The following is a 12,638-nucleotide window of genomic DNA, read 5'->3' as shown; positions in this document are numbered from 1 at the left end:
TTTATTTTTTCCAGACGGTTCGGTTAATATAATCAGTATAGGATAAGATTATCCGCAATACCTTAGTTGAAACGTTATCAACATCGTAATCTCTAACTTTATGAACAGGATATTCCTTTTCTGCAAATTGCGATGTAATAACTTCAATACTGTTCATGATCAAGTCTTTTTTGAGCCCTGTCATTATAAGCGTGGCTTCATCCATACCTTCGGGCCGTTCATGGGCCTGTCTAATAGTTATCGCAGGGAGGTTTAGGATAGACGCTTCTTCAGTAATCGTCCCACTGTCAGAAATGACGCAGAAAGCATTTTTCTGTAAATGAATATAATCGTGGAAGCCAAATGGTTTTGAAAAAACGAGTTTATCGTTCTCAGAAACAAAGTTGATTTCTTCTAATTTTTTTCTGGTCCTGGGGTGTGTAGAAATGATGACCTTTTTATCAAAGTGATGGCTGATCGCATTTAGGGATTCCATAAGATCATTAAAATTTTCCTCAGAATCTACATTTTCTTCCCTGTGTATGCTTACAATAAAATAATCTCTTGCTTTTAGACCCTCCCGTTGTAATACAGAAGAAGCATCTATAGCTTCCATTTGCCTGGTAAGCACTTCAAGCATAGGTGAGCCTGTTTTTATAACTGTTTCCGGTCGCAGGCCTTCATTTAACAAATATTGTCGTGCATGTTCTGAAAGTGGCATATTGATATCGCTGAGATGGTCTACGATTTTACGGTTGATTTCTTCCGGTACGCGCTGATCAAAACACCTGTTACCAGCTTCCATATGAAAAATTGGAATTTTTTTCCTCTTAGCCGCAATGACTGACAGGCAACTATTGGTATCGCCATAAAGCAGTAAGGCATCTGGTTTTTCCTGTTCTAATAAAGCATCAGATTTAGTAATTACATTACCTATGGTCTCAGCGGCATTAGTACCGGCAGCTTCCAGAAAAAAATCAGGTTTTCTCAATCCCAGATCCTTAAAGAAAACTTCATTGAGCTCATAATCATAATTCTGCCCTGAATGTACAAGAATATGATTTGTATATTTATCAAGTTCTTTAATTACCTCACTTAGTTTAATGATTTCAGGCCTGGTGCCTACGATCGTCATAACCTTGATCATACTTTATTTTTTAATTCATTTTGAATATATCCCAATTCAAGTAATGCCTTTTCAACATCGGCAACGCTCAATCTGGTTGTATTGTGCGAATTGTAATCTTCAAATTGTGAAATACCCTTTTCTCCTTCATCAAAGAATTTTTCATAATTGAGGTCACGATTGTCAGCAGGAATGCGGAAATAACCCCCTAAATCTTCAGCCTTTAACATTTCTTCCCTTGTACATAAGGTTTCAAAGAGTTTTTCACCATGTCGCGTGCCTATGATCCTGACTTCATTCTTTGCATGGAACACATTGCATACTGCCTTTGCAAGATCTTCAATAGTACTTGCTGGCGCTTTGTGTACAAAAAGATCGCCTTGTTGACCATTTTTAAAAGCGAAAATCACCAATTCTACCGCCTCTTCAAGAGACATTAGAAATCTGGTCATATTGGGATCTGTTACCGTAAGATCCTTTCCTTCTTTAATCTGTTTTGCAAACAGTGGAATCACAGAACCTCTTGAGGCCATTACATTTCCATATCTCGTAAGGCAGATGGTAGTATCATCTGGGTTTACGTTTCTAGAAGCAGCAACTATAACTTTTTCCATTAAGGCTTTGGTCATGCCCATGGCATTAATGGGGTATGCCGCCTTATCTGTACTCAGGCAGATAACCTTCTTTACTTTATGCGCTATGGCGGCCTGCACCACATTCTCAGAGCCCATAACATTGGTCTTCGTGGCTTCTAATGGAAAAAATTCACAGGATGGCACTTGCTTTAATGCAGCCGCATGAAAAACGTAGTCAACACCTCTCATGGCATTTTCAACGCTGTTATAATTACGTACATCTCCTATATAAAACTTGATTTTATCATTTTTATATAGATTGCGCATATCGTCCTGTTTTTTTTCATCTCGGGAAAATATACGTATTTCATTGATTTCTGAATCCAGAAAGCGATCTAGAACTGCATTACCGAAAGATCCTGTACCACCGGTGATTAACAGAGTTTTGTTTCTAAACATTAGTATGTGTTTTGAGATTTAAGTTTAAGCAAAATAAAAGTAGGGGTATATAGAATTTTTGAGATGAATTCTCCTACACCCGCGTTTAAACAATTTTTATTTTCAAGAAATAATAGTATTCTATTATTAAAATAAGATAGTTTATACGCTGATTTTATAAAAAGAGGTAAGTTTTGTAATCTTTTGTCGTGTTCTTTTTTTGATTTTATATAACTCCACATTTGAGCCTTAACCTGTAAATAGACCCTGGCTCGCAATGCGGCATTTCCGCCCCTCATTCGCACTTTGGTCAGGGATTCATTGATAACCCCGAGTTTTTTGTGGCGGGCTATATTGAGCCACATAAAACCATCCTGACCATACCTCATATTTTCAGCAAACTGTATAGTTGGATTTTCTCTTAAAAACTCTGTTTTTACCATAACGCATGGTGTTGCAATAGGAGATGAAATTAAACAGGGGATGAATACATCACCTTTAAAATGATTGACATCTATAGTTTTATAAGTTTTATTATCATGATCTGTAAATAATTCATACGCAGTATGTGACCAGATAAGGGATTCGAGAAGCATATAGTCCAATTGAATCTTCAACTTGTTGGTTTTCCAAATATCATCTGAATCCAAAAATGCGATATACTCTCCGTTGGCTAATTTTATACCTTTATTTCTTGCAGCTGCAGGACCCGCATTCTCCGTTTTATGATATTTTATAAAATCAGAGTATTTTTTTATAAAGTCCTCATCATTTTCTTTTGAACCATCATTAATAACAATAATCTCAAAGTTCTGATAAGTTTGATTAAGAACACTATCAACTGCTTCTTTTAGCCATTTAATATTAGAATAGAAAGGTATTATCACGCTTATTAAAACTTCCATTTAATTGATGTTATCAGAAATTATCTCTTCGTGACTACGACTGTTTTCTTTTAAATATTTTTTGATCGTTTTTGTAGCATTTTCAGTTATCGTATAAGTAATTTTATAATCATTCAGAATATTTTCTAATTTGAGAACAATGCTATTAACATCTTTAGCTTTGATTTCATAACAATTGTATCCGTCCTGCATGAGGTTCGAGATAGTACCGACGAAGGTAGTTAATATTGGTACTTTAAAAATCATTGCTTCATAAAGTACCCTTGGGAATCCTTCATGATACGTTGGTAAAATAAATAAATCAGCATTTTGATAATATTTTTTTAATTCATTTTTATCGGATACGACACCTACTAAGTTTACAATGTTTTGCATTTCAAATTTTATTATCTGCTCATGTATATGATCAAAATGTTGACCTTGACCTATGATATTTAAAATAAAATTCTCGTAACCCTTTTTTTTAAGTAATGATACGGCTTCTATTAATTCAAATATGCCTTTATCTCTTTCTACTCTACCTATAAAAAGAATGGATTGTATTTGGTTTTCATTTGTGTCTTTAATATTATTTAACGGGATGTCTTTTAAATTATAATCAATCATTGGAGCGATTGTAAATGCAGAAGTATTATATTTTTTCACGCTTTTCGTAAACTGTGGGGAAACAGTTGCAATAAATTTAGAATGCTTAATAAGATACCGTGATAACTTAGAATTTATATTATTCTCTCCCCTTAAATATAGCCCGTATGGTATATTGCATAATTTGCATAACAATAGATTATAAGCGAAAGCATTAGGGTAAAAACAATAGATAAAATCTGCTTTTTTGAAAAGTGTATATAATTTTAAGCTTGCCTTGAAATACGAAGTAATTTTATTTGATGTTCTATTTAAGCCTACAAACGAAATATTATTGTCATCTAAATCAAAAGACGTGATAGAAGAGTTTTCTAATGGTATAAGAAAATGAAAAATTGTAGGTTCATAATTCAAATCTTTTAGTTTCTTGATAAAAGTCCCTGTACTCTTGTGAATAAAATGATGGTTTTCTTTACAATAAATTGCATCGCTATTTATAACCAAAATTTTCAATTCTCTTTTTCTTTTCATGATAACAATGCTGATATTAAGAATTTTAATCTTGGCTTTTTAGTCCTTCTTGATGCATAATTTCCCTAAAATAATACTCTTTTTTTTCAAATATGGATGAGTATGGATACCATGTATTATATCTATGGGTATCAGCAACTAACATTGAAGTATCCCTAGTATAGTATATAAATTTGGGTAGTGCTGCAAAAATAAAAATTACAAATACTAAACCTCTTTTTAATCTACTAAATCTCTTGTGGTAATACAATCTATTAAGAAATTCCGCAAAGAAAACGAACATAAACGGAGTAAGATAATTAAGAAATCGACCAAATCCTGTCACAGCGACATATAACATCACTATTGTAAAGTAAAATAAATATAGTTCTTCGAATTTTGAATTCTGAACTTCGAACCTTTTGAAAATTCTAATACTCAAATAAGGTAAAAGTCCATAAAGAACGAAATTACCAATCATTCCATTGAGATTCGCTTGAAAGTCAGAATAATATAAAAATTTAGAGGTTACATCTTGGGAAAATAAAATAATCTCAATAAGACTGGGTATAAAGGTAAATGCTACAGATATTGAGATAACTACTATTCCTAAGATAATGACATTACTTAAGCTCAATTTTGAGTTTCGAAATAATGGTAAAATTAGAAGTAAAAGAGCAGAATTATGAAAGAGAATAGCTACAGCTATAAATAGATAATATGCTTGCCAATTTTTTTTCATAAAATATGGGTATGCGATCAAAAGCATAGCAATAGCTAGTGATTCTCGCATCACTTCCATATTAAAGTATAAATATGCAAAAATATAGTAGATAAGGACTGCTGTAAATTTAAATGGGGTATAGCGTTTTATAAATCTAAATAATACAATATTTATAAAGCTGGCGTGTATTATCTGAAAGAATACAAAATTGTTTATTAGAGTTTTACTTAATGAAGAAAGAAGTATCCAAAAGGGACTGTATTTAAAGTTAAATAAATTCTGAAAAGTTATTTCATTTAAAAAAGGCAATTCTTGAAAATCTTCATAATAGGAAAGAGTATCACCACCTACTTTATATCTTAATCCAGCAACAGCTATTAATATAACCATAACAAAATTATAGACTTTCAATGCCTTTTTAGGCTGCTGTGAAAAATCAAACCTTAGAGTACAAATGATTAATAATATAAATATTGCTGTATATAACATTTAAACGCAATTGTCTTTGAAGTCTAATTTTTAGTTACCAGCAATTTCACTTGGAAAATACTGTAATCTCTCTTGAATAATAGGCCATAATAAATGATAGCGATAAAACCGGTAATGATTCTAATCCATAATACTGGTAAACTATACATAGAATATATTGCTAATGAAAATGCTGGCACTGCTAAAACTGAGAATTTCATAATGTTAAATGGTATATAATATAATTTATTAGATATAAACCAACTTAATGCCACTAAAAAAGTATTTGTTATCAATAGTGAATAAACTACTCCATATAGTCCATAAGACTGAATCAGAAAATATAGCGTAGATATATTTATGATGACAGAGGCAAAAAATGTGTATGATAAGAATTTAGTTTTTTCTAAGGCTTTAGGCCCTATATCTACAATCTCTTTTATTATAAATAGGGAAAAATAAAGTGATAGGGCTCCTACAAAATGGTAAGATTCATAGAACTCCTCTGACGCAACTAATATTATTAGTTCTTTTGAAAACAGAGCTATTAAAGATACAATTAGAAAAAGCGGGCCAGAAGTAAGTATTAAGGTATGAGCAAAAATAGTTTTGTGATCTGGTTTTTTTAACTGCTCAAACATAAAGGGAGCCCAAGCCATAATAAACGCAGAATAAATTAATTGTATAGCAGAGGCCAACTTTAAGGATAAGGAGTAAATACCAATCGATGCAACTGTTAAATATCCTACCATAAAGAAACGATTGGCATAGGACAATGAAACACTTCCTATACGAGCAGGTATTTGTGGCATGGCGTACTTAAAAGCTTTTTTAAATAGTGGAATTGAAATTTTGAATAATAAAAATTCTCTCACCGCAAAAAATATAAATACCGAGGATAAGATAAGGCTAATCAATTGTGCATAAAAAACTGCAATAATTCCCATTCTAAGCCATACTATAAGAAGAGTAACTATGGCTATCATTGACAATACTTTAGCTAGCATTAACCATACAAACGCCTTATTTCTTTTCTCATATCTTAAAATTATGAATGCTAGCATTGTGAAATTAGTAAACGGTAATTGCAGCGACGCAAGTTCAATCAGTCCTGAATAATTTCCTGATTCAAATATGAGATTTGAAATTTGAGTTGATAAAGCAAATAAGATTAAGGTTATAATAAACGAAAAACCTATAATTAAAATGAAGATTGTGGAGACAAAAGTTTTCTTAATTTTTCCTTCTAAATCATAGTAATATCGCTGTAAGGATGTCTCAAGTTGAAGAACTGCAAAAATAGAAGCTATACCAAGAATTACCTGTATTAAATCAATTGCTCCAAATTCTACTTTGGAGAAAAATCGTGTATAAATGGGTAATAAAAGAAAACCCATTACTTTCTGTATAGAAGTGGCCAAACCGAAAGAAAAAAAGCTTTTTATGAACTCCTTCATAAACTTAGTGGTTCTTATTCATTTTTAGTTAGTAGAAAGCGTTTCATCCATTTCTGACAATCATATTTTTCAATAATACTATCTGATATTTTCTTGTAAGGAGAATTTAAAAAGGATTTCAAAGATTTGGAATCATCAATTCCTAAAATAAATATATTGTCCGAATCGTAGAAATCTTGATGCTTTATCGTAGGATCATTAGTAACTAATTTTTTTTTAAAAAATATAGATTCCATAGGTCTTAAAGTAAGTCCATTTTGTCCTTTCTGAACAAAATCAAGAATAGCCTTACTTTGTGATATGAGTTTCAGATAATCTAAGTAGGCAATTGACTTGTTGGTACTTTTCAAATTCTTGTATTTATCATCGACAATATAAAAATTTGGCTTCAAGTCCTGTTTGAGCATCTCTTTTTCAATTTCTATTAAAGCTTTTTTTCTCCCTTTATCTACGCCTACAAAAGTCAAGTCATATTTAATTTCTGCTTTTGGAAGCTTAATAGTGTTGAAATAAAATGTAGTATTAAACTTTAGAGAATATTCTTTGCAGTCTATCGGATCAAAAGACCACTTTTCAAATGAATAATTTGAAATATCATTTGGATTAATTAATTTAAAAACAGGATTCCAATACCAAAATATTATTCTTATCTGCGGATATTTTTCTTGAATAAATTTTATTGGTAATGGTTCTGTAGATGCAAAAATTATAATTGTATCAATTTCATTCAATTTTTTTTTCCAATCACCATACCAAAGAAATTCAAAAATATTTAGATGAAAGCAAACTTTTCGAAATGCTTTTTGAATATTAGATATTTTTTTTAAAGTTGGGAATGTAGGAAAACCTTTAGACCAGAAAAAAGGAACAAAGAAAGGTATTGAATCATATATAACTATGACCTTTTCTTTGTAATCACTATTGTGATTTTTAACTTTCACGATTATTTTTTTTGTATATTTTATTAAAACAAGATAGAATTGATATGGTAAAAATTCTACTATTGAATTTTTAGTATTAAAAAGAATTATAATTTAATCATATAGATTTATATTATAATCAAAAAGTTCTGCATCAATTAAAGTGGGTTGTGTAATATCCTTATCTGATAATTTTAATTTAGTTGCCGGTATTTGCCATTCTATACCCACAGTTTGATCATTATATACAATGCCCCTATCGTGTGAAGGAGCATAATAATTATCACATTTATAAGCAAATTTTGCAGTTTCGGATAATACTATAAAACCATGTGCAAACCCTCTAGGCACAAATAATTGCTTTCTTTCTTCTGCATTTAGCTCTACAGTAACATTTTTACCAAAATAGGGCGATCCTTTTCTAATATCTACAGCTACATCTAAAACGGTTCCTTCTATTACCCTAACCAATTTTGATTGGGTAAATGGAGGCAACTGATAATGTAATCCCCTTAATACACCAAAGCTAGATTTGGATTCATTATCCTGACAAAAGTTGACCGTATACCCGAGGAATTCTTCCAACTTATCTTTACGAAATGTTTCAGAAAAATATCCTCTACTATCTCCAAAAATTTTTGGTTCACAAATAACTATATCAGGTATTTCTGTTCTGACAAAATTCATTCTATTTTTTATTAGCTCTTTTAAGTAAATACTGTCCGTAACCGGTCTTTTTTAGAGGTTCGGCAAGTTTTAATAATTGCTCCTTAGAAATGTAGCCATTCTCATATGCTATTTCCTCAAGACAAGCAACTTTCAACCCTTGTCTCTTTTCAATAGTATGTATGTAATTAGAAGCTTCGAGCATAGATTCATGAGTGCCGGTATCTAACCATGCATAACCTCTCCCCATAAGCTCAACTTTAAGTTTATCTTCTTTAAGATAAAATTCATTTATCGAAGTTATTTCTAGTTCGCCACGGTGACTGGGTTCGACATTTTCAGCAACTTCAATCACAGAATTGGGATAAAAATATAAACCTATTACCGCATAATTACTTTTTGGTTTGGCTGGTTTTTCTTCAAGACTTATAACATTTCCACTATCATCAAATTCTGCCACACCATAACGAGATGGATCATTTACATAATAGCCAAAAACCGTAGCTTTCTTTTCCTTTTCTACATTTTTAATAGACTGTTCTAATAATTTTGTAAAACCGTGACCATAAAAAATATTATCACCTAATACCAAACACACACTATCATCACCTATGAATTCTTTGCCTAAAATGAATGCCTGAGCCAATCCATCTGGACTTGGCTGAATTTTATATTCGAATCTCATTCCTATTTCAGAACCATCACCCAAGAGTTTTTGAAAATTAGGTAAGTCTTCAGGTGTTGATATTATTAAAACTTCTCTAATGCCAGATAGCATTAAAACCGATAGGGGATAATATATTAGAGGTTTATCATATATATTTAAAAGTTGTTTAGACACACCCTTGGTTATAGGGTAAAGTCTTGTTCCTGAACCTCCTGCTAATATAATTCCTTTCATAAGTTCATTTTTTTTATAGTAATTCTCCTAACTCACTAGGACTAAATATTTGAATCATCTATGGTCTTGCAGAAATGACCCTCTCAAAATTTAAAGAATGTTTGTATAAAGTTTTTTATGGGTTTTCCGCGTTTATTACATATCTCTAAACATCGCTTGATCTATCATTGAATTATACTATTATTTCTTTTAAACCGTTTATGTGTTAATTCAATTTTCTATCTAGTTCTTTGTAAATTCAATCTGCCATATAGATTTTTATACATTGCTTAAAAGCGCGAAGCTTTTCTTGCATTTTACAGGCCGTAAAAGTATAAGTTCTCCCGATATTAGCACGGCATTCTTCCAAAATATTGTTAAAGAATTTAATATTTTCCTGTTGGTTTTCCGCAGCAAATAGTTCCAGGCATACAGAACATTTTATCAAAAATCTTTTTTGACTTATATCATAGAAAAAGCATCCCCAACTTTAATAAACCAGGAATAAAAAAAAGCTGTTATCTTTCGCGAATTAGGAGTTCCGCCATTTTCCAGTCAAACGGGATGTCTATATCATGAGAAGAAATCTCATCCATTACGAATTTTTTTACTTTTTTAAATTCGTTAAGGGGTTTCGCTTTTAAGGAATTGATATTTATGATATATATAGCGCCATTAAGTTCCCAAACTTTAGGGGCTTCTTGCCTGGTCTTAAAATTTCCTTCTTTGGATGGTTTTAGAAAACCTTCCCCGTTTTCTTCTTTAAGCACATAATAAGGATTAGCACGGGCTTCTTTTACAGAAACTATCATATCCAACTCAGGAGTATATAAGGCGAGGGCTTCTTTGATCTGGCTGGCGTTTCTAAATGGGGAAGTGGGCTGTAGTAAAATAAGAATATCATTTTTTACGCCTTTTTTTTCCATAAAAGCTACCGCATGCAGAAGTACTTCATAGGTACCCGCCTGATCTGTGGCTAAATTCTGAGGTCTTAAAAAAGGTACCTGAAGGCCATGGTCAATAACTGTTTGCCTGATTTCTTCACTATCTGTAGATACGATGATCTCATCATCTGTAAAAAGCTGCCTAGCAGCTTCAATGGTGTGTTGTATGAGCGGTTTGCCACCCAGTAGTTTGATGTTTTTACCGGGGACCCCTTTAGAGCCACCGCGTGCGGGTATAACGACTAGCATTAGTGCATGTGTTTTACAAATTCCTGAGCCTTTTTATAATCTACCGGGCTACCGATGTCAATCCAAAAGCCGTGAATGGGATTATGGATCAATTTACCACCATCTTTTACCAGATCCTCCATCAACTCCGTGATGTCAAAAAATTTGTTTTTTGGGATTCTGTTTACTAGTTCTTTTTTGAAAATATAGATCCCGGCATTGGAGTGGTACACATAAGAGGGTTTTTCCTTAAAATCCAAAACGGTACGCTCATGTGTCTCAAAGACAGCGTAGGGAACATCTACTTTATATTCAGTGGAGGCGACACACATATCTGCATTTTGCTCAATAATATCAAGGTAAAGGTCTTCAAAATCCACATCACTGAACAAATCACTATTCATCAACAGGATGTAGGGACTATTGAAATTATCTACCAGGGAGAGGGCACCTGCAGTACCTAGCGGCTCGTTTTCCCATATATATTCTATGGAAATGCCCCTGTCGCTACCATCACCAAAATAATCTTTGATCTGTTCTCCCAGATATTTAACAGAGATGTAAATCTTTTCTATACCAAAAGAGATCAACCGGTCAATATTATGGGCGATAATAGGGCGATCACCCAGTGGTAACATAGGTTTAGGTACAGTATCAGTAAGGGGACTAAGTCGTTTTCCCCTTCCACCGGCCATGATCATACATTCTAACGGAAGCTGCGCCTGTGATTTTTCCAGATCAATGATGCGCAGAAGCTTCTTGTCATGATCAAGAATGGGAAGTATCTTTATATCCCTATCTCGATATATTTTGAGGTCTAAAAACCCTTTTTTGTCAATTTCATAAACAAAATTCCTGTTACAGATCTCACCTGTTTTCAATCCCAGATCTGCATGATTCAACAACGACCTGCGAATGTCCCCATCAGTAACAGATCCCACTACGGAATGCTCATCATCCACGACAAACAGAATAAGCCTGCTGATATGGCCAGCATAGAGGATATCGTTTAACTTTTGAAGGGCTTCAAGAATTGTTTTGTCCTTGTGAATACGTATACTGTCCAGTTGCATCGTTAAAATTTAAAATCGTAAAATACTTTTTTTAGATCTTTAGGATAAGGGCCTGATAGAACCTCTATAATTTTTAGCGCGGCCGTTCCATTACCATATATTTGTTTCTGGTTTTCTATTTTGTGGGCAAAAGAACTACTAAAAGCCATGGTTAGGGCTTCTTTGATTTGTTCTTTTTCAGGGCTGATATTGATGATACTTTCTGCCATAACCCGTCCTTTTTGCCTATCGCCAATATTGATCGTGGGAATATTGAAACTGGGGACTTCAAGGATACCGCTTGATGAATTTCCCAGTACAACATCCATATATTGAAGGCTGGATAGATAACGCAACTGTCCAAGCGATTTGAACGCTATCGCATTTTCTTTGTTTTCAGAAACAAACTCTGTGATCATTTTATTGATGATGCGGCCATTCTTATCCGCATTTGCATGGGTAAAGATCAAATGGGTTTCTTTTAAAGAGCGCAATGCGTTTAAAATCTCCGCGAACTGCTTCTCCGCCAGATCGTTTTCTAAGGTCACGGGATGAAACGTGATCAGTATATTCTTCTTGCCCAATTCAAAATCGATGGATTTCTCAAAGTCTTCCCGGTTTAAAAGGTTTAGGTTTTTTATGGAATCCAGACCTATAGCCCCCACATCAAATACACGGTCTGGATCTTCACCTAGTTGTGTGATGCGGTTTCTGTATATCGTGGTGGAGGCGAAATGCCAATAACTCATTTTTGTAATAGCATGCCGAATGCCTTCATCGTAAGCGCCCTCGGTGGTTTCGCCACCATGAATGTGCGCTATGGGAATATTTGCGATCATTGCCGCTGTGGCTGCGGCAAGCATTTCAGACCGGTCGCCCAGGATAACCACAATATCGGGTCGTAGCTCTTCCATAGCATCAGCAAAACCTATCATGGCGAGCCCAATGGATTTTGTGATTCCCGTGGCCGTATCTGAAGAGAGAAGGCATTCTACTTTTTTGGCTATCGTGTAACCCCCATCCTCAATTTCCTGTACGGTATTGCCAAATTCTGGGGATAGGTGCATGGCACTTACGATAAGCTGGAGCTTAAAAGCATCACTTTTTTTAAGCTGATCTATCAGGGGTCTCAATAAACCGAATTCTGCCCGTGTTCCCGTTATAACTGCTATATTCTTCAA

The 12,638-nt window shown here is 33.5% G+C and carries 12 protein-coding genes; all 12 read right to left on the bottom strand.

The window, feature by feature from the left end; translation table 11 throughout:
- Position 1: 1 nt before the first annotated feature.
- The 12 genes from wecB to neuC all read right to left on the bottom strand — a co-directional run bounded on the left by wecB (position 2) and on the right by neuC (position 12,638).
- Positions 2-1,126: a non-hydrolyzing UDP-N-acetylglucosamine 2-epimerase gene (wecB, locus tag P162_RS00265; RefSeq protein ID WP_031425090.1), complete on the bottom strand. Its 1,125-nt coding sequence runs from the start codon at positions 1,124-1,126 to the stop codon at positions 2-4.
- Positions 1,123-2,139, bottom strand: coding sequence for a polysaccharide biosynthesis protein (locus tag P162_RS00260; RefSeq protein ID WP_031425089.1), 1,017 nt, complete (start codon positions 2,137-2,139; stop codon positions 1,123-1,125). The genes wecB and P162_RS00260 overlap by 4 nt, the downstream gene beginning before the upstream one ends.
- Entirely contained in the window at positions 2,139-3,023 is an 885-nt protein-coding gene (locus P162_RS00255; protein ID WP_031425088.1) for a glycosyltransferase family 2 protein, read from the bottom strand. Before P162_RS00255 ends, P162_RS00260 begins: the two co-directional genes overlap by 1 nt.
- Positions 3,024-4,139 carry a glycosyltransferase gene (locus P162_RS00250; RefSeq protein ID WP_031425087.1) on the bottom strand — a complete coding sequence of 372 codons (1,116 nt, stop codon included), beginning with the start codon at positions 4,137-4,139 and terminating at the stop codon, positions 3,024-3,026.
- 25 nt (positions 4,140-4,164) lie between these two features.
- The gene (locus tag P162_RS00245) at positions 4,165-5,331 is read right to left on the bottom strand and encodes an EpsG family protein (RefSeq protein WP_031425085.1); all 1,167 of its coding nucleotides are present in this window, start codon (positions 5,329-5,331) and stop codon (positions 4,165-4,167) included.
- 23 nt (positions 5,332-5,354) lie between these two features.
- Positions 5,355-6,767 carry a lipopolysaccharide biosynthesis protein gene (locus P162_RS00240; protein ID WP_031425084.1) on the bottom strand — a complete coding sequence of 471 codons (1,413 nt, stop codon included), beginning with the start codon at positions 6,765-6,767 and terminating at the stop codon, positions 5,355-5,357.
- Between the two features lie 14 nt (positions 6,768-6,781).
- On the bottom strand, positions 6,782-7,708 hold the full coding sequence (locus P162_RS00235) for a hypothetical protein (RefSeq protein ID WP_051907698.1): 927 nt from the start codon (positions 7,706-7,708) through the stop codon (positions 6,782-6,784).
- A 93-nt stretch (positions 7,709-7,801) separates the two neighbouring features.
- The gene (gene rfbC / locus P162_RS00230; protein WP_031425081.1) at positions 7,802-8,374 is read right to left on the bottom strand and encodes a dTDP-4-dehydrorhamnose 3,5-epimerase; all 573 of its coding nucleotides are present in this window, start codon (positions 8,372-8,374) and stop codon (positions 7,802-7,804) included.
- Between the two features lies 1 nt (position 8,375).
- Positions 8,376-9,254, bottom strand: coding sequence for a glucose-1-phosphate thymidylyltransferase RfbA (gene rfbA / locus P162_RS00225; RefSeq protein WP_031425080.1), 879 nt, complete (start codon positions 9,252-9,254; stop codon positions 8,376-8,378).
- Between the two features lie 497 nt (positions 9,255-9,751).
- Positions 9,752-10,426 carry a cytidylyltransferase domain-containing protein gene (locus tag P162_RS00215; RefSeq protein ID WP_031425078.1) on the bottom strand — a complete coding sequence of 225 codons (675 nt, stop codon included), beginning with the start codon at positions 10,424-10,426 and terminating at the stop codon, positions 9,752-9,754.
- Complete coding sequence (locus tag P162_RS00210; RefSeq protein WP_031425077.1) at positions 10,426-11,478, bottom strand: nucleotidyltransferase family protein; 1,053 nt, start codon at positions 11,476-11,478, stop codon at positions 10,426-10,428. The genes P162_RS00215 and P162_RS00210 overlap by 1 nt, the downstream gene beginning before the upstream one ends.
- Positions 11,479-11,480: 2 nt before the next feature.
- The gene (gene neuC, locus P162_RS00205; protein WP_031425076.1) at positions 11,481-12,638 is read right to left on the bottom strand and encodes a UDP-N-acetylglucosamine 2-epimerase; all 1,158 of its coding nucleotides are present in this window, start codon (positions 12,636-12,638) and stop codon (positions 11,481-11,483) included.

The organism is Flavimarina sp. Hel_I_48 (assembly GCF_000733945.1).
Classification (GTDB): Bacteria; Bacteroidota; Bacteroidia; order Flavobacteriales; family Flavobacteriaceae; genus Leeuwenhoekiella.
This window is presented reverse-complemented; position numbering and strand designations above follow the sequence as displayed.